At 63.6% G+C, this 24,441-nt stretch carries 24 protein-coding genes; 17 read left to right on the top strand and 7 right to left on the bottom strand.

What is annotated here, in order from left to right:
* The first annotated feature begins 100 nt into the window (after positions 1-100).
* Complete coding sequence (ald, locus tag XH90_RS23565) at positions 101-1,216, top strand: alanine dehydrogenase (protein WP_194476708.1); 1,116 nt, start codon at positions 101-103, stop codon at positions 1,214-1,216.
* Positions 1,217-1,262: 46 nt separating this feature from the next.
* Here ald and XH90_RS23560 read toward each other — a convergent pair whose 3' ends face one another.
* Together XH90_RS23560 and XH90_RS39110 are read right to left on the bottom strand one after the other, a co-directional pair.
* The gene (locus XH90_RS23560) at positions 1,263-2,894 is read right to left on the bottom strand and encodes an NAD(P)/FAD-dependent oxidoreductase (RefSeq protein ID WP_246755573.1); all 1,632 of its coding nucleotides are present in this window, start codon (positions 2,892-2,894) and stop codon (positions 1,263-1,265) included.
* The gene (locus XH90_RS39110) at positions 2,891-3,157 is read right to left on the bottom strand and encodes a hypothetical protein (RefSeq protein WP_246755572.1); all 267 of its coding nucleotides are present in this window, start codon (positions 3,155-3,157) and stop codon (positions 2,891-2,893) included. Before XH90_RS39110 ends, XH90_RS23560 begins: the two co-directional genes overlap by 4 nt.
* A gap of 258 nt (positions 3,158-3,415) precedes the next feature.
* Between XH90_RS39110 and XH90_RS23555 the strand changes: the two genes are divergently transcribed.
* The gene (locus tag XH90_RS23555) at positions 3,416-3,634 is read left to right on the top strand and encodes a hypothetical protein (protein ID WP_194476707.1); all 219 of its coding nucleotides are present in this window, start codon (positions 3,416-3,418) and stop codon (positions 3,632-3,634) included.
* A 111-nt stretch (positions 3,635-3,745) separates the two neighbouring features.
* Positions 3,746-4,804: a YeiH family protein gene (locus XH90_RS23550; protein WP_194476706.1), complete on the top strand. Its 1,059-nt coding sequence runs from the start codon at positions 3,746-3,748 to the stop codon at positions 4,802-4,804.
* Positions 4,805-4,862: 58 nt separating this feature from the next.
* Here XH90_RS23550 and XH90_RS23545 read toward each other — a convergent pair whose 3' ends face one another.
* The 5 genes from XH90_RS23545 to XH90_RS23525 all read right to left on the bottom strand — a co-directional run bounded on the left by XH90_RS23545 (position 4,863) and on the right by XH90_RS23525 (position 9,388).
* The gene (locus XH90_RS23545) at positions 4,863-5,735 is read right to left on the bottom strand and encodes an ABC transporter ATP-binding protein (RefSeq protein ID WP_194476705.1); all 873 of its coding nucleotides are present in this window, start codon (positions 5,733-5,735) and stop codon (positions 4,863-4,865) included.
* Positions 5,732-6,646 carry an ABC transporter permease gene (locus XH90_RS23540; protein ID WP_246755570.1) on the bottom strand — a complete coding sequence of 305 codons (915 nt, stop codon included), beginning with the start codon at positions 6,644-6,646 and terminating at the stop codon, positions 5,732-5,734. Before XH90_RS23540 ends, XH90_RS23545 begins: the two co-directional genes overlap by 4 nt.
* Positions 6,643-8,064 (bottom strand): ABC transporter substrate-binding protein, encoded by a 1,422-nt coding sequence (locus tag XH90_RS23535; RefSeq protein WP_194476704.1) that lies wholly within the window; start codon positions 8,062-8,064, stop codon positions 6,643-6,645. The genes XH90_RS23540 and XH90_RS23535 overlap by 4 nt, the downstream gene beginning before the upstream one ends.
* Positions 8,065-8,245: 181 nt before the next feature.
* Positions 8,246-9,019 carry a Crp/Fnr family transcriptional regulator gene (locus tag XH90_RS23530; RefSeq protein ID WP_194476703.1) on the bottom strand — a complete coding sequence of 258 codons (774 nt, stop codon included), beginning with the start codon at positions 9,017-9,019 and terminating at the stop codon, positions 8,246-8,248.
* 72 nt (positions 9,020-9,091) lie between these two features.
* Positions 9,092-9,388: a gamma-butyrobetaine hydroxylase-like domain-containing protein gene (locus tag XH90_RS23525; protein ID WP_194482784.1), complete on the bottom strand. Its 297-nt coding sequence runs from the start codon at positions 9,386-9,388 to the stop codon at positions 9,092-9,094.
* 211 nt (positions 9,389-9,599) lie between these two features.
* On the opposite strand from XH90_RS23525, the gene XH90_RS23520 reads away from it, so the two are divergent.
* The 14 genes from XH90_RS23520 to XH90_RS23455 all read left to right on the top strand — a co-directional run bounded on the left by XH90_RS23520 (position 9,600) and on the right by XH90_RS23455 (position 24,430).
* Positions 9,600-10,373: a ferredoxin--NADP reductase gene (locus tag XH90_RS23520; protein WP_194476702.1), complete on the top strand. Its 774-nt coding sequence runs from the start codon at positions 9,600-9,602 to the stop codon at positions 10,371-10,373.
* 103 nt (positions 10,374-10,476) lie between these two features.
* Positions 10,477-12,219: a fumarate reductase/succinate dehydrogenase flavoprotein subunit gene (locus XH90_RS23515; protein WP_194476701.1), complete on the top strand. Its 1,743-nt coding sequence runs from the start codon at positions 10,477-10,479 to the stop codon at positions 12,217-12,219.
* A gap of 31 nt (positions 12,220-12,250) precedes the next feature.
* Complete coding sequence (locus tag XH90_RS23510) at positions 12,251-12,484, top strand: ferredoxin family protein (RefSeq protein WP_008141081.1); 234 nt, start codon at positions 12,251-12,253, stop codon at positions 12,482-12,484.
* 2 nt (positions 12,485-12,486) lie between these two features.
* Positions 12,487-13,464 carry a HEAT repeat domain-containing protein gene (locus XH90_RS23505; protein WP_194476700.1) on the top strand — a complete coding sequence of 326 codons (978 nt, stop codon included), beginning with the start codon at positions 12,487-12,489 and terminating at the stop codon, positions 13,462-13,464.
* A 136-nt stretch (positions 13,465-13,600) separates the two neighbouring features.
* Positions 13,601-14,773 carry a fumarylacetoacetate hydrolase family protein gene (locus XH90_RS23500; RefSeq protein ID WP_194476699.1) on the top strand — a complete coding sequence of 391 codons (1,173 nt, stop codon included), beginning with the start codon at positions 13,601-13,603 and terminating at the stop codon, positions 14,771-14,773.
* 87 nt (positions 14,774-14,860) lie between these two features.
* A protein-coding gene (locus XH90_RS23495; RefSeq protein ID WP_194476145.1) for an IS630 family transposase occupies positions 14,861-15,803 on the top strand; the annotation gives its coding sequence in 2 pieces (ribosomal slippage) (positions 14,861-15,196 and positions 15,198-15,803; 942 coding nt in all).
* A gap of 395 nt (positions 15,804-16,198) precedes the next feature.
* Positions 16,199-17,164 (top strand): galactofuranose ABC transporter, galactofuranose-binding protein YtfQ, encoded by a 966-nt coding sequence (ytfQ, locus tag XH90_RS23490; protein WP_194476698.1) that lies wholly within the window; start codon positions 16,199-16,201, stop codon positions 17,162-17,164.
* Positions 17,165-17,281: 117 nt separating this feature from the next.
* Positions 17,282-18,823, top strand: a complete 1,542-nt coding sequence (locus tag XH90_RS23485) for a sugar ABC transporter ATP-binding protein (protein ID WP_194476697.1) — start codon at positions 17,282-17,284, stop codon at positions 18,821-18,823.
* On the top strand, positions 18,820-19,812 hold the full coding sequence (locus XH90_RS23480) for an ABC transporter permease (RefSeq protein ID WP_194476696.1): 993 nt from the start codon (positions 18,820-18,822) through the stop codon (positions 19,810-19,812). Before XH90_RS23485 ends, XH90_RS23480 begins: the two co-directional genes overlap by 4 nt.
* Positions 19,809-20,789: a galactofuranose ABC transporter, permease protein YjfF gene (yjfF, locus tag XH90_RS23475; protein ID WP_194476695.1), complete on the top strand. Its 981-nt coding sequence runs from the start codon at positions 19,809-19,811 to the stop codon at positions 20,787-20,789. The genes XH90_RS23480 and yjfF overlap by 4 nt, the downstream gene beginning before the upstream one ends.
* Complete coding sequence (locus XH90_RS23470; protein WP_194476694.1) at positions 20,786-21,550, top strand: FadR/GntR family transcriptional regulator; 765 nt, start codon at positions 20,786-20,788, stop codon at positions 21,548-21,550. Before yjfF ends, XH90_RS23470 begins: the two co-directional genes overlap by 4 nt.
* A complete protein-coding gene (locus tag XH90_RS23465; protein ID WP_194476693.1) occupies positions 21,547-22,473 on the top strand; it encodes a Gfo/Idh/MocA family protein in 927 nt (308 codons plus the stop codon). The genes XH90_RS23470 and XH90_RS23465 overlap by 4 nt, the downstream gene beginning before the upstream one ends.
* 2 nt (positions 22,474-22,475) lie before the next feature.
* Positions 22,476-23,552 (top strand): aldose epimerase family protein, encoded by a 1,077-nt coding sequence (locus tag XH90_RS23460; RefSeq protein WP_194476692.1) that lies wholly within the window; start codon positions 22,476-22,478, stop codon positions 23,550-23,552.
* Positions 23,552-24,430: an SMP-30/gluconolactonase/LRE family protein gene (locus XH90_RS23455; RefSeq protein ID WP_194482783.1), complete on the top strand. Its 879-nt coding sequence runs from the start codon at positions 23,552-23,554 to the stop codon at positions 24,428-24,430. The genes XH90_RS23460 and XH90_RS23455 overlap by 1 nt, the downstream gene beginning before the upstream one ends.
* Positions 24,431-24,441: the final 11 nt, after the last annotated feature.

Genomic DNA, 24,441 nt, shown 5'->3' with positions numbered 1-24,441 from the left:
GACCGAAACCGGCGCGGGGAGGCCAAAGCTAGCGGATATTTGCACGAAACCAAACTGCCTGCGTCGCTACGATCCCAAGGTGAATCAAAAGGAGACGAGGATGCGCGTCGGTGTGCCCAAGGAGATCAAGGTCCAGGAATATCGCGTCGGGCTCACCCCGGGTGCCGTCCGCGAGTATGTCGCAGCCGGGCATGAGGTAACGGTCGAGACCGGCGCCGGCTGTGGCATCGGCGCGCCCGACGACGTGTACCAGCGGGCAGGGGCCTCCATTGCGGCGAACGCGCGCGACATCTTCGCGAAGTCCGACATGGTCGTAAAGGTGAAAGAGCCGCAGAAGAGCGAATGGGCCCAGCTCCGCGAAGGCCAGATTCTGTTTACTTATCTCCATCTCGCGCCGGATCCCGAACAAGCGAAGGGCCTGCTGGCCTCCGGTTGCACCGCGATCGCCTATGAAACCGTCACCGACGCGGCCGGTCACCTCCCCCTGCTCGCGCCGATGAGCGAAGTCGCCGGCCGCCTCGCCATCGAGGCCGCCGGCGCCGCGCTCAAGCGATCGGCAGGCGGTCGCGGCCTGCTGCTCGGTGGCGTGCCCGGCGTGCAGCCGGCACGGGTGGTCGTGCTGGGCGGCGGCGTGGTGGGAACTCAGGCCGCGCGCATGGCCACGGGCCTTGGCGCCGAGGTCACCGTAGTCGATCGCTCGATTCCTCGGTTACGCGAACTCGATGATCTCTTCGCCGGACGTGTACGCACGCGCTTCTCCACGATCGAGTCGGTCGAAGAGGAAGTGTTCGCTGCCGATGTCGTGATCGGTGCGGTGCTGGTGCCTGGCGCCAGTGCGCCAAGGCTCGTTACGCGCGCGATGCTCAAGTCGATGCGGCCGGGCGCCGTGCTGGTGGACGTCGCGATCGACCAGGGCGGCTGCTTCGAGACGTCGCATGCGACGACGCACGCCGATCCGACCTACGAGGTCGACGGCGTCGTGCACTATTGCGTCGCCAACATGCCGGGCGCGGTGCCGGTGACGTCGAGCCAGGCGCTGAACAACGCGACGCTGCCGTTCGGTCTGATGCTCGCGGGCAAAGGCTTTGCCGCGGTGCTGGAAAATCCGCATTTGCGCAACGGGCTGAACGCGCATCGCGGCCGCATCACCAACAAGGCGGTGGCCGAGAGTCTTGGGTTGGAGTTCGCGCCTGTTGGGAGTGGGCTGGCGGCATGAAGGCCGTCATTGCTTCGCGACGTTCGCAACAACGATGTGGTGAGGCCTACGCCTTCGTCAGCCTGTACTGTCGCATGTCTGGATCATGCGTCATGCGCCAGTAATCCACGAACCGCCACGGCATCGCCGAGAACACGCGGCCGCTAGCATTGCGGTAGTAGGTGCTCATGCCCGGATGGGTCCAGATCATGGCCTCGTGCTCGGCGTCGACCTTGCGGACGTAGTCGTCGAGTACATCCGGGCGAACGTCGATCGCGGTGACCTCGTGTTCGATCATGTCGGCGAGGCAAGCCGAGATGTAGCGGCTCTGGCATTCCGACTGGAAGATGACGCTGCCGCCGTGCGCCGGACCGGAGTTCGGGCCGAGCATGCAGAAGAAGTTTGGAAAATCGGGCACCGTGAGCCCGAGGAACGCGGTCGGATTGTCGTTGGCCCACGCCTCGCGCAAATTCTTGCCGTGGCGGCCGGTGATGTTGAGGCGCGCCGCCATCTCCGTGACCTTGAAGCCGGTGGCGACCACGATGATGTCGGCGGGGCGGTGCTTGCCGTCGGCGGTGACGATGCCGCTTTCATCGAAATGATCGATCGCCTCGGTGACGAGTTCGACGTTGTCCCGCGTCAATGTCTTGAACCAGTTGTTGTCGAGCAGGATGCGCTTGCCATAGGGCGGATAGGTCGGCACGCATTTGGCGATCAGGTCGGGCCGGTCCTTCAACTCGGAGAGGATGAAGTCTGTCAATTCCTGGCGATGCCGGTCATTGCCCTTGTTGACGGCGCGCTCCGGATGCGGCCACGCGGGATCCTTGCGCAGGAACGGCAGCAGGCCGTCGCCATAGCGCCAGAACATGTTGAAGCGATACCACTGCACATAGAACGGCAGATGGGCGAGCAGCCAGCGCGCGCCTTCGGTGACCGGATCGGAATAGCCCTTCACCGGTCGCGCCCATTGCGCGCTGCGCTGATAGACCGCGACCGAGGCGACGCGGCTTGCAATCGCCGGCACCAGCTGCATCGACGTCGCGCCGGTGCCGATCACCGCCACGCGCTTGCCGTCGAGCCTGATGTTGTCAGACCACAGGGCCGAATGCAGGATCGTGCCCTTGAAGCTTTCCTCGCCTTTGAAATGCGCGCGCGAGGGATCGTTGAGCTGGCCGATGGCCGAGACCAGCGCCGTGGACTCGAAAGTCTCCTCGCCGTCTTTCGTCTTCAGCGTCGAGATCCAGCGCCGCTCGTCTTCATCCCAGCGTGATGCCTTCAGCTCGGTGTTGACGCGGAGATGCGCGCGAATGCCGTGTTCGTCCGCGACTTTCAGGAGGTAGCCGAGCAGTTCCTCGCGCTGGCAGAAATAGCGCGTCCACGCATTGCCCGTGCCGAACGAGTAGGAATAGGAGTGGTTCGGCGTATCGACGCCGCAGCCGGGATAGCGATTGATCCACCAGGTGCCGCCGAGCTCGGCGTTCTTCTCGACGATGGTGTAGGGGATGCCGAGATGGCCGAGCGCGACGCCAAGCGCGATGGCGCAGACGCCGGCGCCGACAATGAGCACATGCTGTTCGGCGAGCTTCTCGTCGGAAGGGCGCCTCGTCCATCGCGCCTCGCGCGCCACAAAGCCCATTTCCTCGCGCATCAGCGGCGCATATTCCGGTGCGACGTTCTCGCCGAGGCAGGCGCGCATCATCTTGAGCAGCAGCTCATGACCGGGCTCGGCGCGCCGTCGGCAAACAGCCTCACCACTGCGGCGCGGATCTCGTCCTGGATATCGCGGGGCACCCCGGCCTCCGGATCGGGGATGAGGCGGATGTCGCGTTTGGGCAGATAGGGGGGCTCGAGCCAGCGATCGTCGCCGGTCATGTGCACCAGCACCATGAGGAGGCAGCGGATGTCGGCTTCCGCGATAGCCGAGGCGAGGTCGAGGGGCTTGCGGGGAGATTCGATGTTCATCGTCTTCTTTTGATCTCCGGGGATCCAGCATCGGACCTGCGGGCGGCGGCACGGTAGTCGACCCGGATGGAATCGTCCATGCGGCGGTATCGGGGCCGGAGCTCTGGTGCTTAAGTAGGGCGAAAGAAGAAAACCATTGCCGCGGGACAGTCCGGCGGAAGGAGTTTCCCCTCCAGGGGCCAAAAACGCCAATCGCTTCCATTGCCGTTTGGAGCCGAAACGACGACATTCCCATCAGGATTTGGTGGATTGACGGCCATGGAACGTACTGGATTTGAGCCCTTCGGCGAGCAGCTGGTGTCCGCAACGGACGCCCAGCCGCAATCTCGCGCCTCAAAGCTGCTGCTGCGCGCCGGCACTACCGTGTTCTGGACGCTGGTTGCGGGCATCGTGCTGGCACGCGCCGCCTTCTTCGAGCCGGGCGTCTATGACAGCTTCAGCCACGTTGCCTCATTGGCCAAGAACCTGCTGTTCTGAGCCCGACTATTCCAGGCTGAGGATAGAACTTCGCTCGGCCCTGATATGTCGAAAACTTATTTCCCATTGGGATCGCGCTGCGTATAAATCTTCCTCCCTTGGGAGAGATTTGTGTCGCAGAATCAAGCATCCAGTCCGACCGACGCCAAGCCGACCACCGCCGCTAGCCGGATCGCCGCGCTGGTCCCTGGTATCCTCCTTTGTATCGCCGTTGCCGGCCTCTCGGCCCTGCTGGAACGAGCCGAACTCGGTGTGTTCGAGCATCCCTATGTCGAGGCGCTGGTGATGGCGATCCTGCTGGGGATGGCCCTGCGCAGCTTCTGGAAGCCTGCCCCCCGCTGGCAGGCCGGGATTGCCTTCAGCGCCAAGCAGCTCCTTGAAGTCGCCGTCATGTTGCTGGGCGCCTCCATCAGCTTTGCCGCCATCGCGGCCTCGGGCATTGCGCTGCTGGCCTCGATCGCGGCCGTCGTCGTGATCGCGCTTTGCGTCTCCTTCGGCCTTGGCCGCATGCTCGGCTTGTCGACGCGGCTGTCGATCCTGATTGCCTGCGGCAACTCGATCTGCGGCAACTCGGCGATCGCCGCGGTGGCGCCGATCATCGGCGCCAACAGCGACGAGATCGCGTCCTCGATCTCCTTCACCGCCATCCTCGGCGTGATGATGGTGCTGGGCCTGCCCCTTCTGATCCCGCTGTTGCAGCTCTCCGCCACGCAGTACGGCATCCTCGCCGGACTGACCGTCTATGCCGTGCCGCAAGTGCTCGCGGCGACGGTGCCGGCGGGCCTGATCTCCACACAGATCGGCACGCTGGTGAAGCTGATGCGCGTGCTGATGCTCGGCCCCGTGGTCATTGCCCTCTCGCTGGTCGCCTCGCGCTGGCAGACCGGTACCAAGAAGGCCAATGTTGGCTTCTTCCGCCTGGTCCCGTGGTTCATCCTCGGCTTCCTCGCGCTGGCGACCCTGCGCTCGCTAGAGATCGTGCCGGGCACGGTGGTCGCGCCGGTGACGAAGATCACTACGTTTCTCACGGTGGTGTCGATGGCCGCACTTGGCCTCGGCGTCGACGTGCGCGTACTGGCCAATGTCGGAGGCAGGGTGACGGCGGCCGTGACGCTGTCGCTGATGCTGCTGCTCGGCATCAGCATCGTGCTGGTGCACTGGTTCAAGTGATGAAGGCAAAGCTGCCGTAGCGTGGGCACGGGCGCGAAAGCGCCCGCGCCCATCACAATCAAATCACATCCGCCAGCGAGTGCCCATGCAGCTCGATGTTGAGCCCCTGCATGCCCATGTCGTTGATCTCGCCGCCCATCGCCTTCAGGCTTTCCTCGCGGATCAGCGACATCAGCCCGCGGCGCAGCGCCAAAAATTCCGACGACATCATCATCGACTGCTGACGCGGCCGCTCCAGGGGAATCGGGATCTCGGCCTTGATCGAGCCGGGGCGGGCGGTCATGCAGTAGACCCGATCCGACAGGAAGATCGCTTCGTCAATGTCGTGGGTGACGAACAGCACCGAGATCTTCAACCGCTGCCACATGTTGGTGAGAATCTGCTGCATGATGACGCGGGTCTGGGCATCGAGTGCGCCAAAGGGTTCATCCAGCAGCAGCACTTTCGGTCCCGTCGCGAGGGCGCGGACGATGCCGACGCGCTGCTTCATGCCGCCGGAGAGCTTTTCGGGATAGTGTTTTTCAAAGGCTTCGAGTCCGGCGAGCCCAAGCAACGTGCGCGCCGCGCGCTCGCGCTGCGAACGCGGCATGCCGCGCATCTTCAGACCGAACTCGACGTTCTCCCGTACCGTCTTCCAGGGAAACAGCGAATATTGCTGGAACACCATGCCGCGCTCGGCGCTGGGGCCGTTCACGCGCTCGCCGTCGACGGTGACGATGCCCGTGGTCGGCTTGAGGAAGCCGGCGACTGCATTGAGCAACGTCGATTTTCCGCAGCCGGAGGGGCCGACGATGGAGACGAACTCGCCGGGCTTCACGTGAATCTGCGTGTCCGTAACGGCCTGAACAGGTCCCTCGATGCTCTCATAGCTGAGGGAGAAGTTTTTGACCTCGATATGGCCTTTCGGCTCGCCCGCAAGCATCTCGCTCATCTCGTCGACCTCCACGGCATTACCAGATGCCCCGCGCCCCTGATGAGCACGCTCGATCCCAGTCCGAGGACGCCGATCGCGATCATGCCCAGCGCAATATCGGCATACTGGACCAGCGAATAGGCCTCCCAGGTGAAGTAACCGATGCCGTACTGGCCCGAGATCATTTCGGCGGCGATTAGCGACACCCAGGCGACGCCCATGCCGACGGTGAGGCCGGTGAAGATGTGCGGCAGCGAGGCTGGGAAGTAGACCTCACGGAAGATCGAGCGTTCGCGGGCGCCGAGACATTGCGCGGCGCGCACCAGTACGGGATCGACCAAGGACATGCCGTGCAGCGTGTTGACCAGGATCGGGAAGAACGAGCCGAGGAAGGTGATGAAGACGATGCTCTGCTCGTTCGTCGGCCACAGCATGATCGCCATTGGCACCCAGGCGATCGCCGGGATCGGCCGCAGCACTTCCGCGACCGGGAAGATGACCTCATGCACCAGCTTGAACCGGCCCATGATCAGCCCGAGCGGCACGCCGACGATCGCAGCCAGCGAGAAGCCGATGAAGATGCGCCGGCAGCTCAGCACGACGTGCATCAGGAATTTCGGGTCGTGGATCGCCTTGGTGAAGCTCGCATAGACCGCGAGCGGCGAGGGCACGTTGATGAAGCGCACGAAGAACACGACTCGGTAGGTCGTGAGCAGGTGCCAGGCCAAGAGGAAGGCGAGCAGCGAAATCACGCCGATCGCAGTCGCGCGCAGCCGGCCCTGATTCAACCGGTACCAGCGCAGTGCGAGTGTGCCGAAGGAAGGCGGGGTTGCGGGTGAGGTAACGGCGGGCGCGGAGCCCGCCTCTGCAAGTGCTGCTGTTGCCGGCATGCTGTCCTCGGGATGTCTGGCGAGGGCGGGACTGCTCACGTCTTGCCTCCGCTGACTGCCGCCTTCACCGCGTCGTCGAAGCCGAACACCTTGCCGTCGATCTTGGCGGCATAGGCCTCCGCGTCCTTCTTGAGCAGGAACGGGGCTATCTCGCCATTGCCGACCGCGAAGAAGGCCTGGTCGGCGAACAGCTTGATGCCGCGAATGGTGTCGAAGACGTAGGCGACGTTGATCTTCTTGCCCTTGGCCTTGAAGTCGGCGTAAGCGCCGAGTGCGCAGGCAGTGGACGAGAACGGCAGGATGCCGGCGTCGTCCACCCAGACCTCGCCGGCCTTGCGCGGATCGGTGATGGGCTTCTTGCAGAAGGCGTCTTCGCCCGTGATCTCGTAGTTCTTGGTGCTAGCGAGCTGCGCGTCATAGTCGAGCTTCATCTCGGCGTAGGCTTTGCGGATGTAGCTGTCGTCGACCCACTTCTTCGGATCGAACTCTTTCATGCGGCCGAGCTTCTGGAGCACTTTGACGTCCGCTGCGGCTGCGTCGATGAGCGTTGGCTTGATGGTCGGATCGGTGGTCATGTTTCCGCCGGGGCCAAGGAAGATGTAGACGACCTCCTTGTTGATGCCGGTCCATTCCTGGATCTTTTCGGCGGCCAGTTTCGGATCGGCGCGGAGCCACGCATTGGCGGCGATCAGGGCCTTTTCGTAGGCGACGACGACCTCAGGGTACTTCTCGGCGAAGTCGGTGCGCACCACGACGCCGTGGAAGGTCGGCAGATTGGTCTCGACGCCGTCGAAGATCTTTCGCGCAAAGCCGCGGAATGGCAGGAGCTCGGCGAAGGGGACAAAGTCCGCGTGGGCGTCGATCTTCTTCTCTTGAAGATTGGTCGAGCCGACCTCCGGGCTTTGGCTGACGAGTTGGAAGAAGTCGTCTGGGTAACCGCGGTCCTGCATCGCCTTGAGAACCATGCCATGCGCGGCGGAGCCGAACGGCACGCTCACGAGCTTGCCCTTGAGGTCGGCGAGATCGTAATAGGGCGAGTCCTTGTGGACGACGATGCCGTTACCGGAGCCGGCGAGGCTGTAGGCGGCAACTGCAATCAGGCGGCTCTTGCTCTCCGGATTGCTCTCGAAGGTGAAGCCGTTCACGATCAGCGGATAGTCGCCCATCATGCCGATCTGCAGCTTGTTCGCCATCATCGCATTGGTGACAGGCGGGCCCGAGGTGAAGTTTTGCCACTCGATCTCGAATTTGATGTTTGCGTATTTACCTGACGTCGGCAGGTACTTTTCGAGAAGATGAAGCTGCCGCACCACCGTTCCAGCGGTCACCGTGTTGGTCGTGGTGTCCTGCGTTCCGATGCCGAGCGTGACGGTTTCCGCCGAGGCCGGCTGCGCCAGGATTAGGGCGAGCGACGTCACCGACATCGCGATCGAGAGCGTGGGAAGATGGCGGACCATTTTCATCCTCATTCGGTTGGATGTGCTGTGGTTGCCATGATTGGGTGAGGGGGCAGACAGGGCAAATCCGGAATAACGGTCGTAGTCGATTAGTTGCCGGGAAAAGCTGATTGCATACTCCTTGGGCAGTCCTGCACTATAAAGCCGCTTGCCTGTGCACTGCCCTTGCTCGCAAATTCTCTCAGTCGGATGCGTGGCCGCGCATCTCCTCCAGGACGTCGGTCCGGCAGACCACGATCTGCGAGCGCTTGGTCAGGACGATTCCCTTTTCCTGCATCCGCTTCAGGCTGATCGTGACCCACTGCCTGGTGGCGCCGACCATGTGGGCGATGTCGGCGTGGGTGAAGGCCGCTGCGATCACGCGCCCGTCGGCGTCCTCGACGCCATAGAGTTCGACGAGATGCAAGAGCAGGTGTGCCAGGCGCTGCGTGATCGAGCGCGTTCCCAGCATCTGCGCCAACGCCGAATAGCATTTGCCCTTGAAAGTCAGGCCCTCAATGAGGCCGATCGCGAGGTTGGGGATCTCCGCGGCAAGGGACCGCAATTCCTTTCCGGGCAGATGCACGACGCTGCAATTGCTGGATGCGACGCCGGACCATTGATGCACGGTGCCTTCGAACACTTCGGGCCCGCCGACGAAATTGCCGACATGCCAATAGGCAAGCGTAATCTCGCGTCCAAGGGGAGAAGTGTAGAACACGCGGATGCGGCCGCTCTCGATCAGCCAGATGCCGTCATGCTTGCCGCCCTGGCTGAACAGCGTCTGACCGCGGTTGAGCACCTTTCGCCGGCCCTGCTTCAGCACCAGTTCCCGCTCGCGCGGAGAGAGCTTGTCCATCAAGGGCGGTGGTCCGCCGATCCATTGCTGATTCTCGGTGAGCAGCAGCGAGGAACTGCCCGCAGTCCGGACTGTCGGGGGAACAGCCCCGCGAACCGCACTCGCCGCCTGCAACATCGTCTGCCTCCGGAACGTTCAAATCGTTCTAAAGAGGAGCAATGTCCGTGCCAGATGCGGGGAAGCGGGCGCTCAACGCCCCGCCAGGCTCAGCAGATAGGGTTTGGGGTAAATTCCCCTGTTATGCCCGTCCGAAAACGAGATGTTCAGCCCGTAGCCGAGATCGCCGATCTCGGTGATGGCAATCCCCGGAAATGCCACGGGAAAGCGGCCGTCGAAGCGGGCGCGGGTGCAGTGGGCGCATTTGCAGGAGAGGCGGAGTTGCTCGGCTGGAACGCTGATCGCATCGCCCTTGGTCGTGCGGACGAGGAGCGCTGCGAGATCGGCGCTTGCTTCGCAGTCGGCCACGGTTGGGGCCACCAAAGTCATGGTCATGACGAACCTCCAACACCTTTCTACGTCATTGCCGACACGCGCGGATAGCAACTAATTGCCGGGACCGGTGCGGTTGTGTCTTCGCTGCCTGCTCTTCGATCATCGCTCGCCAAATGTGAAACTAATCGACCGGAAATTTCACTTCCGAATTGCCGGAATCCCGTCTCTCCGAAACTTTGTACGCCGTCGAGGCCAAGGAGAGACCATGAGTGCATTTCAGAAGGAAACTGTTTTGTCGGTTCGCCACTGGACCGAATCCCTGTTCAGCTTCACCGCGACGCGTGATCCCGGTTTCCGCTTCCAGAACGGCCAATTCGCCATGATTGGACTGGAAGTCGAGGGCAAGCCTTTGATGCGGGCCTACAGCATGGCGAGCGCCAATCACGAGGAGGCGCTCGAGTTCTTCTCGATCAAGGTGCAGGACGGCCCGCTGACCTCACGCCTCCAGAAGATCAGGGAAGGCGATATCATCCTGGTCGGCCGCAAGGCGACAGGCACGCTGATCACCGGCAATCTGATTCCGGGCAAGCGCCTGCTGCTGCTCTCGACCGGCACGGGCCTCGCGCCGTTCGCCAGCCTGATCAAGGACCCCGACGTCTACGAGAATTACGAGACTATCGTGCTCGCTCATGGCTGCCGCCAGGTCTCCGAGCTTGCTTATGGTGAGCACGTCGTCGATGGCCTGCGCAATCACGAATTCTTCGGGCCGCTGATTCGCGACAAGCTGGTCTACTATCCGACCGTCACCCGCGAGCCGTTCCGCAACCGCGGCCGCATCACCGATCTGATCGGCTCCAACCAGCTGTTCGACGATATCGGCCAATCAGGCCTCGATATCGAGACCGACCGCATCATGCTGTGCGGCAGCCCGGCGATGCTTGAGGAACTCCCCGCGATGTTTGCCGCGCGCGGCTTCGTTGAGGGCAATCACAGCCAGCCCGGCCATTTCGTGATCGAGAAGGCCTTCGTCGAGCGCTGAGGCGCAAATCGCGTCCCGGCGACAACTAATTGCTATCGCCGGAAAGTCACCTGAACAAATCTGACGCAAAGGCGCCGGACACGCGGCGAACCAGGAGCAAGTGATGGCACTAGATCAGATCGTCGACGGACTTTCCGAGGTTTCCTGCGACGTGCTGGTCATCGGCGGCGGCACGGCCGGCCCGATGGCGGCGCTGAAGGCGAAGCTGAAGAACCCGAAGGCCAATGTCGTCCTGCTCGAAAAGGCCAACGTCAAGCGCTCCGGCGCGATCTCGATGGGCATGGACGGGCTGAACAACGCGGTCATCCCCGGCTATGCGACGCCGGAGCAATACACCAAGGAAATTACTATCGCCAATGACGGCATCGTCGACCAGAAGGCGGTCTATAAATACGCGCAAAACTGCTACAAGATCATTGAGGAGCTCGACAGCTTCGGCATCCGCTTCCTGAAGAACGAGAACGGCGACTACGCCGTCAAGAAAGTGCACCACATCGGCACCTACGTTCTGCCGATGCCGAACGGCGAGACCGTGAAGAAGGCGCTCTATCGCCAGCTCCGCCGCGCCCGCATCCTGATCTCCAACCGCTACATGGCGACCCGGCTGCTCAAATCGTCCGATGGTCGTATTGCCGGCGCGATCTCCGTCAACACCCGCACCGCCGAGATGCTGGTGATCAAGGCCAAAGCCGTGATCCTCTGCATGGGCGCCGCCGGCCGCCTGGGCCTGCCGACCTCCGGCTACATGTTCGGCACTTATGAGAACGCCGCAAATTCCGGCGACGGCTATTCGATGGCCTATCACGCCGGCGCTGCGCTTGCGAACCTCGAATGCTATCAGATCAATCCGCTGATCAAGGACTATAACGGCCCGGCCTGCGCCTATGTCGCCGGACCCTTCGGCGCCTTCACGGCCAACAACGAGGGCTCGCGCTTCATCGAATGCGACTACTGGTCCGGCCAGATGATGCTGGAGTTCTACAATGAACTCCTGTCTGGCAAAGGTCCGGTGTTCCTCCAGCTCAAGCATCTGCATCCCGACACGATCTCGGAGATCGAATCGACGCTGCACAAGGTCGAAAGGCCGACGCGCGGCCTCTTCCAGCAGGGGCGCGGCGTCGACTACCGCAACGACTCGATCGAGATGCACATCTCCGAGATCGGCTTCTGCTCCGGCCACAGCGCCTCCGGCGTGTTCGTCGACGACAATGCCCGCACCACCGTACCGGGCCTCTATGCCGCCGGCGACATGGCGAGTGTGCCGCATAACTACATGCTCGGTGCCTTCACCAACGGGTCGGTTGCCGGCATCGACGCAATGGAGTTCGCCGACAGTCACGATTTCGCGGACTTTGACGCGGCCGATGTCGCAATGGAGCGCGATCGCGTTCTGGCACCAACGAAGCGGGAGGACGGCATTCCGCCGAACCAGGTCGAGTACAAAACCCGTCGGCTCGTCAACGACTATCTCCAGCCGCCAAAGGTCACCCGCAAATACGAGCTCGGCATGCGCCGTCTCGCCGAGACGCGACAGGACATGCAGGAGCACATGATTGCGCGCAACGCACATGAGTTGCTCCGCGCGCTCGAAGTGCAGTCGATCATGGACTGCGCCGACATGGCGGTGCACGCCTCGCTCTACCGCGAGGAGAGCCGCTGGGGCCTCTATCACTGGCGCACGGATTTCCCGGAGAAGGACAACGAGAACTGGTTCTGCCACACGCTCTTGTCCAAGCAGGACGGCAAGATGATGAGCGAAAAGCGTGCCGTCGAGCCTTACGTCGTGCCGATCGCCGACGACGAGAAGGACCTCTACGACAAGCAGCGCATCCGCGCCACCGCCTGATCCACCGCACCACAGCAACAGGAGACATCGAATGCCTCTCGCGTCCTATCAGACATCGGTCCCGGTGGTCGTCGACGACGCCAAATGCATCGCCGACAAGGGTTGCACCGTCTGCGTCGACGTCTGCCCGCTCGACGTGTTGCGCATCAGCGACATGACCGGCAAGGCCTACATGGCCTATGACGAGTGCTGGTACTGCATGCCCTGCGAGGCCGATTGCCCGACCGGCGCGGTCACCGTCAACATTCCCTATCTGCTGAGGTGAGCATGTCGAGCCCGTTCGAATCCTACGACGATCTCGAAGATGCCGACGAGCGGCTCCAGGCCGCCGATCCCGCTGAGCGGCGCGTCGCCATCATCGCGCTCGGCCATTCCGGCGATCCCGCGGCCGTTGCGCATCTCGCCAATATGGTCGCTGATCCCGATGCCGGCGTGCGCCAGCAGGTCGCAATGGCGCTCGGCGAGTTTGATGGGCCGGAAGCGGCGAGCGCACTGGTGAAACTGCTGGTCGACCCCGAAAGGATCGTCGCCGCGGCGGCGGCGGACAGCATGGCCGAGTTCAAGGACCCGGCCTGCGCCGATGTCATCCTGCCTCTCGTCAAGCACGCCCATGCCTTCGTCCGTATGGGTGCGCTGCGCGCGCTGAAGGAGCTGCGCCGCAAGGACACGTTGAAGCCTGCGCTGGAAGCGCTTCAAGATCCCGATGCCGCGGTGCGCGTGCAGGCGATCGGTGTGATCGGCTTTCTGAAGCTGGAAGAATCCATCCCCGCGCTGACTGCGCTGATCAACGATCCTGACGCTCATGTCCGGCGTGCCGCCGTGAGTGCGCTGGCATTCTCGCAGATGAAGCCTGCGGCCGAGACGATCACCCGCGCGCTCAAGGACGGCGACTGGATGGTCCGCGAGATGGCCGCTGAGACGCTCGGCCTGAACGTCAATGGATCGATCGCGGCCGACCAGTTGATCGGCGCACTCACGGACGAGTTCTGGCAGGTGCGGCTGAAGGCGATCCGCAGCCTCGGCAAGATGAAGGTCGAGCGCGCGGTTCGCCCAATCGGCAATTGCGTCAACCACGAACAGGCCAATTTGCGCAAAGAGGCGGCGGCCGCACTCGGCGAGATCGCTCATCCCGACGGCGAGGCATTTTTGGCCGTCATTGCCGACGATGCCGATCCCGATGTCCGCAAGAACGCGCGCTGGGCGCTCCAGCAGATCGCGGCCCGCAAGGCGCGCGCAGGCGCATAAAAGGCGCGGGCAGGGGCATAGCAGCGGGGCATCCTGCCGCTCTGGACTTCCCCTGCCAGACGTTTATTGGTCTTCGCCAATGGGATCGGCGGCTTGCGAAAGGCGCTGGTCCGAAGAAACAGCGAGGACGCCGGCCATGACGACTTTGACGGTTAGAGATCTTCTCCCCGAGGATGGAACGAAGGGAACGCTGGTCGGTCGCGTCTGGTTGCCGCAGGCGAACGGTCCGGCCGTTGTCGCCGTGCGAGGCGATAGCGTCTTCGACGTCACCGCAAGGTTTCCGACGGTCAGCGCGCTCTGCGAGGAGGACCATCCGGCCAGGGCGCTTTCCGCGGTCAAGGGCGAGCGCATTGGCGATCTCGACGCCATCGTCGCCAACACGGCCCCCGATACGCGCGATCCGAAGAAGCCTTGGCTGCTCGCGCCGGTCGATCTCCAGACCCTGAAAGCCGCCGGCGTCACCTTCGCGATTTCGATGCTGGAACGCGTGATCGAGGAGAGGGCCAAGGGCAACCCGGCTTCGGCCGAAGCCATTCGCAAGGAAGTGACACGGCTGATCGGCGACGATCTGTCAAAGCTCAAGCCGGGCTCGGACCAGGCGATGCATTTGAAGCAGGTTCTGATCGATCAGAACGCCTGGAGCCAGTATCTCGAAGTCGGCATCGGCCCGGATGCTGAGGTCTTCACCAAGGCGCCGACGATGTCCTCGGTTGGCACCGGCATGGATGCCGGCCTGCATCCGAAATCGACCTGGAATAATCCCGAGCCGGAGCTCGTGCTGTTCGTCTCCAGCCGCGGCAAGATCGTCGGCGGTGCACTCGGCAACGACGTGAATCTACGAGACTTCGAGGGCCGCTCGGCTCTGCTGCTGTCGAAGGCCAAGGACAACAACGCGTCTTGTTCGATTGGTCCGCTGCTGCGCCTCTTCGACGACACCTTCACGCTTGATGATGCGCGCAAGCTCGACATCAGCCTGAACGTGAAAGGCACGGATGGCTTCGTGCTCGACGGTCATTCCTCGATCAGCATGATCAGCCGCGATCCGACCGATCTCGTCGCGCAGACCATCGGCAAAGTGCATCAATACCCTGACGGCTTCGTGCTGTTCCTCGGCACGATGTTCGCGCCGGTCAAGGATCGCGACGCGCCAGGGCAGGGTTTTACGCACAAGCGCGACGACATCGTCACCATCGCGGCGCCCCAGCTCGGCAAGCTGGTCAACCGCATGCGCACCAGCGACGAGTGCGAGCCGTGGACGTTCGGCATCGGCGCGCTGATGAAGAACCTCGCGCAACGGAAGTTGATCTAGAGCATGTTGTTTTTGACTGGAATCGGGATTCCCACAGGGAGCGATTTCTGATTCAACCTCCATGCTGGAGGGCGGAGGCCAGCATGGATGACGCGACCCTATTCTGAAGACATTCGGGAACGGGCTTTGGCGCGAGCTGACGCGGGGGAAACGGTTCGTTCGATTGCAGAGGCGCTACAGATCAGCCCCTCCTGCGTGACGAAGTGGAAGAATCTGAGGCGGGATACCGGAGGCCTGTCACCTGGCCAAATCGGCGGCCACAAGAAACGGGTTCTGTCGGATGCCAACGCCGACTGGCTGCGCAAACGCATTCGCTCGGGGCCATTCACCCTGCGCAAGCTGACGCAGGAACTGGCTGCACGCGGGATCAAGACAGACGTGCGGGCGGTGTGGACTTTTGTTCACACCGAAGGGCTCAGCTTCAAAAAAAACGCTTCTACCAGCCGAGCAGGATCGCCCCGACGTCGCCCGTAAGCGGACCCGCTGGAAAGCACATCAAGGCAGGATCGACGTCGCGCGGTTGGTGTTTATCGACGAGACGTGGATCAAAACCAATATGGCACCATTGCGCGGCTGGGGGCCGTGCGGGCAGCGCCTCCAAGCATCTGCACCTTTCGGCCATTGGAAGACAATGACCTTCATCGCGGCGCTGCGTCACAATCGGATCAGCGCGCCTTGGGTGATCGATGGTCCCATCAATGGCGAGCTCTTCACGCTGTACGTCGAGAAGGTGTTGGCACCCACCCTCGCACCGGGCGAGATCGTCATCCTCGACAATCTTGGCAGCCACAAGGGCAAAGCGGCCCGCCAAGCCATCCGCGCCAGAGGCGCTCACCGCATCTTCTTGCCGCCATACAGCCCTGACCTCAACCCGATCGAGCAGGTCTTCGCCAAACTCAAACACCTCATGCGAGCTGCCGAAACTCGTGACGTCGAGGCAACCTGGCGAAAGGTCGGTGAACTCCTCGATCTCTTCTCAGAGCAGGAGTGCACCAACTACTTCAAAAACTCAGGTTACGTTTCCGTATAAAAACATCATGCTCTAGCTTCTTCGCTTGTCTGCTGCTTGTGGCAGCGGATCGCACACGTGAATTTCCAAGAGACCATTATGCCCGGGCTTGTCCCGGGCATCTTCGTTCTGTGACCCGCGAGGAAGGCCGTAAGGGGCGGGACGAGCCCGGGTATGGCGTGCTGCTCCACAAAAATCGCGTCACCCTAAAATTGTAGATGTGAAAGATTAGTGCTTTGGCGTGTCGCTTATGCTTGGCCCTTGCGCATCCCTGGTCCTTTGTCCAAATAGTCAAATAATATGACTATACGGAAGCGGACTTCCGTGAAATAGTCCCTTCCGCCGCCTCGAAAGCCGGCATGAGGGTGCCATGATACCGAATTGGTGCCCCGGATAACACTTGGGAGACACGCCTGATGACCCTCAAAGCCCTTTTTGCGGCCAGCGCCACGGCCGCATTGTTGCTCGCGCTGCCGGCCAATGCAGCCGAGCTCACCATCGGCTTCTCGCAGATCGGATCTGAATCCGGCTGGCGCGCAGCCGAGACCTCGGTCTCCAAGCAGGAGGCCGCCAAGCGCAAGGTCAATCTCAAGATCGCCGACGCGCAGCAGAAGCAGGAAAACCAGATCAAGGCGATCCGCTCCTTCATCGCGCAGAACGTCGATGCGATCTTTCTCGCGCCCGTGGTCTCGACCGGTTGGGACGCCGTGCTGAAGGAGGCCAAGGAAGCCAAGATCCCGGTCGTGCTGCTCGACCGCGACATCGATCCATCGGGCAAGGACCTCTATCTCACCGCCGTCACCTCGGACAGCGTGCACGAAGGCGAGGTCGCCGGGGACTGGCTGGCCAAGACCGTCGGCGACAAGGCCTGCAACATCGTCGAATTGCAGGGCACGGTCGGCGCGAGCGTCGCCGCCAACCGCAAGAAGGGCTTTGACACCGCCATCGCCAAGCACGCCAATCTCAAGGTCGTGCGCAGCCAGACGGGTGACTTCACCCGCGCCAAGGGCAAGGAAGTCATGGAGAGCTTCATCAAGGCCGAAGGCGGCGGCAAGAACATCTGCGCGGTTTACGCCCACAACGACGACATGATGGTCGGCGCAATCCAGGCGATGAAGGAAGCCGGCCTCAAGCCCGGCAAGGACATCCTCACCGTCTCGATCGACGCGGTCCCCGATATCTTCAAGGCGATGGCCGCCGGCGAAGCCAATGCGACGGTTGAACTGACGCCGAACATGGCGGGCCCGGCGCTCGATGCCATCGCGGCCTTCAAGGGCAAAGGCACGGTTCCGCCGAAGTGGATCCAGACCGAATCCAAGCTCTACACCGCCGCCGACGATCCGCAGAAGATCTACGACAGCAAGAAGGGCCTCGGTTACTGAGGTGGGCATCTCGCCGGACCGCTGCCTCGTGGTCCGGCACCCCCTTCGCAATCGTTGCGCGAACGAATAGGCTGGGCGCCTGCAGGATAAGCGGGCGCCGGTGGGAGTGACGTCGTGATGGAGAACAGCCTTGATCCTGCTCCGCCCATCCTTGAGGTGCGCGGGATCAGCAAGAGCTTTGGTGCGGTGCGCGCGTTGCAGGAGGTCGACTTCACGCTTCGCGCCGGCGAGATCCATGCGCTGCTCGGTGAGAACGGCGCTGGCAAATCCACGCTGATCAAAGTCGTGACCGGCGTGTTCCCGCGCGATGCCGGGGTGATCAGGCTGGGCGGCGAAGAGGTCGCGCCGCGTTCGGCCAAGGCGGCGGTACAGGCCGGCATTGCCACCGTCTACCAGGAAGTCAATCTTCTGCCGAACCTCTCGGTGGCACAGAATCTATTTCTCGATCGCCAGCCGATGCGCTTCGGCCTCGTGCGCGAGGGCGAGATGCGCCGCCGCGCAGAAAAACTGCTCTCGGATTTCGGCCTCGACATCGATGTCTCTGCGCCCCTCGGCAATTATTCGGTGGCGATACAACACGTGGCCGCGATAGCGCGGGCCGTCGATCTTTCCGCGCGGGTGTTGATCCTGGACGAGCCAACCGCGAGCCTCGACCGTCACGAGGTCGATATCCTTTTCCGCATCATGCGCCAGCTGGCCGAGCGCGGCATCGGTATCGTCTTCGTCAGTCATTTCCTCGACCAGGTTTACGAGATATCCGATCGCATCACAGTCTTGCGCAACGGCCGCCTGGTCGGCGAGCGCGAGATTGCCTCGCTGCCGCGGCTCGAACTGATCCGGATGATGCTCGGCCGAGAGCTCGCCGAGACCACCAACGCTCGGGCTGCGGCCGCCGAGCAGAAGGCGCGCGAGGTTTGCGCCAGCTTCGAGAACTACGGCAAGGCCGGCTATGTCGCGCCGTTCAATCTCGAGCTGCACCACGGCGAGGTCGTCGGCCTTGCCGGGTTGCTCGGCTCGGGGCGGACCGAAACGGCGCGGCTGGTGTTCGGCGCCGAGCGCGCCGATGGCGGGCAGGCGAGGGTGGAGGGCGCCCCCGTGCGGCTTCAGTCGCCACGTGACGGCGTGCGCCACGGCTTCGGTTATTGCCCGGAGGAGCGCAAGACCGACGGCATCGTCGCCGAGCTCACCGTTCGCGAGAACATCGTGCTCGCGCTTCAGGCCAAGCGAGGACTGCATCGGCCGCTGGCGCGTCGCGAGCAGGACGAGCTTGCGAAACGCTACGTCAAGATGCTCGACATCCGTCCCCCTGATCCCGAGCGCCCGGTGGGTCTGCTCTCCGGCGGCAACCAGCAAAAGGTGCTGCTGGCGCGCTGGCTCGCAACCGCCCCGCGGCTCCTCGTGCTCGACGAGCCCACCCGCGGCATCGATGTCGGCGCGCATGCCGAGATCATCCGCCTGATCCGCGAGCTCTGCGACGACGGGCTGGCACTGCTGGTGATCTCCTCGGAGCTCGACGAGATCGTGACCTATTCCGACCGCGTGGTCGTGTTGCGCGATCGCGCCCATGTCGAGGAGCTCGGGGGCGAGGCGATCGATGTCACCAACATTCTCGCTGCCATCGCCGCCGACGGGGCAGCGATGCAAGAGGCCCACGCATGATCGCGCTGTTGCCGCGCCGCGGCCTTGCCCAGATACTGGCCTTGATCGTCATCCTTGCCGTTGACCGCGTGGTGTCGCCGCAATTCTTCGACCTGCGCCTCCAGGACGGCCGCTTGTTCGGCAGTCTCATTGACGTGCTCAACCGCGGCACGCCCGTGGCGCTGCTCTCGCTCGGCATGGTGCTGGTGATCGCGACGCGCGGCATCGACCTCTCGGTCGGCGCGGTGATGGCGATCAGCGGCGCGATTGCCGCGAGCCTCGCCGACAGCCATGGCCTTGCAGTGGTGCTGGCGGCGGCGCTCGGCGCGGGTTTGCTCTGCGGTTTGTGGAATGGCCTCCTCGTCGCCGTGCTCGGGATGCAGCCGATCGTGGCGACGCTGATCCTGATGGTGGCCGGGCGCGGCATCGCCCAGCTCATCACAGAGGGGCGCATCGTGACCTTCACCTCGCCGGACCTGGTATGGCTCGGCACCGGCGCCATTCTCGGCGTGCCGGTGCCGGTCGCGATTGCGCTCGGCATGCTGGTCCTCACCGGTGCGGTGGTGCGCGGCTCCGCGCTCGGGCTTCTGATCGAGGCCACCGGCGGTAACGCGCGGGCGAGCGAGCTTGCCGGCGTCGGCACGCGCGCAATGATCCTGGCGGTCTATGTCTGGTGCGGCGTCTGCGCTGCGCTCGCCGGCGTGATCGCGGCAGCCGACATCATGGGCGCGGATGCCAACAATGCCGGCCTCTGGCTCGAACTCGATGCCATCCTTGCGGTGGTGATCGGCGGCACTTCGCTGTTCGGTGGACGCTTCAGCCTTGTCCTGGCGGTGCTTGGTGCGCTGATCATCCAGACCATGAACACAGGCATTTTGTTGTCCGGCTATCCACCGGAGTTCAATTTGCTGGTCAAGGCCGTGGTGGTGCTCGCGGTGCTGCTGCTGCAATCGCCGAAATTGCCCGGCCTTGCCGGCATCATGACGCGGCTGCGGAGGACGAAACCGTGAAAGGCCTGCCGCCTGTCCTGATCACGGCCATCGTTCTCGTCGCCGGCTTTGCGGCCTGCGCGATCCAGTTTCCCAACATCGCTTCCACGCGCGTGGTCGGCAACCTCCTGACTGACAACGCCTTCCTTGGTATCGTCGCGATCGGAATGACCTTCGTCATCATCTCCGGCGGCATTGATCTCTCGGTCGGCTCGGTGATCGGCTTCACCACCGTGTTCGTGGCGCTCGCGATCGAACGCTGGGGCGTGCCGCCGCTGGTCGCTTTCGTCGCCATTCTTGTGCTGTCGGCGGGTTTTGGCGCGGCAATGGGCGCGGTCATCCACGTCTTCGACCTGCCACCTTTCATCGTAACGCTCGCCGGCATGTTCCTGGCACGCGGTGCAAGCTTCCTGCTCTCGACGGAATCGGTGCCGATCAACGCGCCGATCTACTCGACCGTGTCCGATTTCGCGCTGCGCATGCCCGGCGGCGGACGGCTGAGCGCGATCGCCATCATCATGCTTGTCATCGTGACCGGCGGCGCACTTCTGTTGCATCTCACCCGCTTCGGCGCCAATGTCTATGCGCTCGGCGGTAACAGGGCCACCGCGAGCCTGATGGGCGTTGCGGTCGGCAAGATGACGGTGAAGATCTATATGCTGTCGAGCCTGCTCGCAGGGATCGCCGGCATCGTGTTCTCATTCTACACCAGCGCCGGCTATTCGCTCTCCGCTGTCGGCGTGGAGCTGGATAGCATCGCTGCCGTCGTGATCGGCGGCACGCTGCTCACCGGCGGGCAGGGCTCGGTGATCGGCACCTTTCTCGGCGTGCTGATCCAGGGCATGATCCAGACCTACATCAATTTCGACGGCACGCTGTCGAGCTGGTGGACCAAGATTGCGACCGGCATCCTGCTGTTCGCCTTCATCGCACTTCAGCAGGGGCTGGTCGCGCTGGCGCGTCGGCCTGCGCAGAAGCGCGCGGGAGCAGCCTCATGACCTCGCGTATCGTCGTCATTCCGACACCGCGGGCCCATTCCAACCATGCGGAGGTGGCCCGCTCGATCGGCGTGGACATCATCGCTGGCCGCTATGCGGAAGGTGTGCGGCTCCCGGGTGATGCCGAGATGACGGCGATGTTCGGCGTGTCGCGGCCGGTGCTGCGCGAGAGCGTGAAGACCCTGGTCGCCAAGGGGCTGCTCACCACCAAGGCGCGCGTCGGCACCGTCGTGCGAGAGCGCGCCGCCTGGAACATGTTCGACGCCGACGTGCTGGCCTGGCATCTCGACGCCGGCATCGACAGGCGCTTTCTCAACGATCTTGCCGAAATACGTCTTGCGGTCGAGCCGCGCGCGGCGGCCCTCGCGGCCGAGCGTCGTTCCGAGGAAGACATCGCCGAGCTTCAGCGCAGCATGGACCGCATGCGGCAGGAGCCGTCGGAGTCCGCCGCCTTTGCCGACGCCGACCTCGCCGTGCACCTTGCGGTGGCGCGTGCGTCCGGCAATCCGTTCATGCGCTCCGTCGGTCATGTGATCGAGGCGGCCTTGCGGGCGGCATTCATGCTCAGCGCACCGGCCGGGTCGGAAGATCGAGAGACCGCTTTGGTCTGGCACCAGAAGATCGCCGATTCGATCGCGGCCGGTGATGCCGACGCAGCGGCCGAGGCCATGGCGTTCGTCATTCACAACGGCATGCGTCGGCATCAGGGAATTGCTGCCGAAGCAGCTCCCGCAGCAGCAGAATCCGGAGAAAGTTCGTGACAGCCCTTCGTATCGCCATCGTCGGCTTCGGCAAGATTGCGCGCGACCAGCACGTCGGTGCGATCGCCGCGACGCCAGGCGCGGTGCTCGCCGCCGTGGCTAGCCGTAACGCGTCGCTGCCGGGCCTGCCGCATTTTGCGACCATTGAGGAACTACTGGAGAAGGGCCCGGAGATCGATGCGGTGTCGCTCTGCACGCCGCCGCAGGTGCGCCGCGCCCAGGCCGCCGCGGCTCTCGCCGCCGGCAAGCACGTCATGCTGGAGAAGCCGCCCGGCATTGGTGTTGCCGAACTCGATCCGCTTGTGGCGATCGCGACGGATGCAAAGCGCACCTTGTTTGCGACTTGGCACTCGCGCCATGCGCCGGCGGTCGAGCCGGCCCGCGAATGGCTGACGACGCGCCGGATCAAGTCGGTGCACATCATCTGGAAGGAAGACGTTCGGGTCTGGCATCCCGGCCAGACCTGGATTTGGGAGCCCGGCGGGCTTGGCGTATTCGATCCCGGCATCAATGCGCTCTCGATCCTGACCCGCATCCTGCCAAAGCCGGTGTTCGTCACCGCGGCTGATCTGGCTTTCCCGGCCAATTGCCAGTCGCCGATTGCCGCCAGCTTGACGCTGACCGATATCGACGGCCTGCCCGTGACAGCCGAATTTGACTTTCGCCAGACCGGACCGCAGAGCTGGGACATCGTCGCGGAAACGGACCAGGGCCGGATGACATTGTCTCGTGGTGGCAGGATCATGAAGGTCGACGGCCAGGTTGTTGCCGACGCGCCCGATGAGGAATATCGCGAACTGTATCGGCGCTTCGTCGAGCTCGCCGCGAGCGGCGAACGCGATGTCGACCTGGCGCCGATCCGTCTCGTCGCCGACGCGTTCCTGCTCGGCAAGCGCAATATCGTCGAACCGTTTGTGGACTAGACATGGCCGACGGAAAAATAGCGAAGGACGTCTTCGGAACCCTGCCGGACGGGCGCAATGTCGAGCGTATCGTGCTGCGCGGAGAGGGCGGGTTCGAGGCCCGTATCATCACCCATGGCGCGGTGATCCAGGCGCTGATCGCGCCGGACGCCAAGGGCGGTTATGACGACGTCGTGCTCGGCCATGATACTTTCGCCGGCTATCTCGCCGAACGGAAGTTCTTTGGCGCCACCGTTGGCCGTTACGCCAACCGCATCGCCAACGGCCAGTTTTCGCTCGACGGAGAGACTTTCCAGCTTGCCGTCAACAACGGTCCGAATGCGCTGCATGGCGGCCTCGACGGTTTCGATCGCAAGCTGTGGGACATTGCCGGGATCGAGGATGGCGCCAGCCCTGCGGTCACGCTGACCTACACGAGCCCCGACGGCGAGGAGAATTATCCCGGCAAGCTCGACGTGCGCCTGACCTATCGCGTCACCGGCCCGACCGAGCTGTCGCTGATCGTGGAGGCGCGGACCGACCGGCCCACCATCGTCAACCTGACCAATCACAGCTTCTTCAATCTGGACGGCGCGACCTCGGGCACGTCCACGCTCGATCACAGGCTGACGGTGAAGGCCGAACATTTCCTGGCCATCGATCCCACCGCCATCCCGCTGCCAGGGCCACCGCGCAGCGTAGCCGGCACGCCGTTCGACTTCCGCGAGGCACATGCAGTCGGCGCGCGTATCCGCGAGGGCGATCAGCAATTGCGCAACGGCAGGGGTTACGACCACACTTATTGCCTCGCGCGCGACGGCAAGCTCGCGCTCGCGGCCCGGCTGGAGGCGCCGCTCTCGGGGCGGATCATGGAGTTGTTGACCGATCAGCCCGGCCTTCAGGTTTATTCCGGTAACTACCTCGACGGCACGATCTCGGGCAAGGGCGGCAAGCTGATCCGGCAGTCGGACGCGTTGTGCCTGGAGCCGCATATGTGGCCCAATTCGCCGAACCGGCCGGACTATCCGAGCCCGCGCCTTGATCCCGGCGGTGTCTATCGGCATCATACCGTCTATCGCTTTGCAGTGAGGTCGCCATGATGGAGCAGGTGCCGACCTCTGTTGTCTCCGCCGAGCGCTGTCACCTCGGTGAAGGCCCGACCTATGACGTCTCAACCGACACAGCCTGGTGGTTCGACATTCGCGAAGGACGCCTGTTCGAGGCGCATCTCGGCGGTGGCAGCATCCGCGTCCACGCGCTCGGCCGGATGGCAAGTGCGCTGGGGCGGATCGATGCCGAACGCCAACTCGTCGTCGCGGAGGATGGCTGTTACATCCGCACGCTCTCCGATGGCGCAATGACGTTGTTCTGCCCGCTCGAAGCGGACAATCCCGCGACGCGCTCCAATGATTGCCGCGTGCATCAATCCGGGACGTTCTGGATCGGCACCATGGGACGCAAGGCCGAGCGGGGGCTGGGGGCGATCTACGCGCTCCACCGCGGCAAGATATCGACGCTGTTTCCCGGCATCAGCATTCCCAATTCGATCTGCTTCTCGCCGGATGGCACCACCGGTTATTTCACCGACACCGCGCGTGCCGTGCTCTATGCCGTGCCGCTCAATGCCGATACCGGCCTGCCGCGCGGCGAGCCGGAGGTGCTGCTGCGCCACACCGGCATCGGCGGGATCGACGGCTCGGTGTGCGATGCTGACGGGCGGATCTGGAACGCCTGCTGGGGCGCCGGCCGCGTCGACGTCTATTCTCCGCAAGGCGAGCGCCTGCGCTCGCTGCACGTACCGGCCAGGCAGGCGAGTTGTCCTGCTTTCGTCGGGCCAGATCTGTCAGGCCTGCTCGTCACTTCAGCCTGGCAGGATATGGATGCGGAGGCCCGCGCCGCCGATCCACAGGCCGGTTGCACTTTTCTGCTACACGCCTCCGCGCGCGGTCGCGCGGAGCCTGACGTCAAGCTCGCATAGGAGATCCGAAA

Origin of the sequence: Bradyrhizobium sp. CCBAU 53338 (assembly GCF_015291665.1) — a bacterium.
Classification (GTDB): Bacteria; Pseudomonadota; Alphaproteobacteria; order Rhizobiales; family Xanthobacteraceae; genus Bradyrhizobium.
The sequence above is the reverse complement of the archived record's forward strand: the minus strand, read 5'-3'. Positions and strand labels throughout refer to the sequence as shown.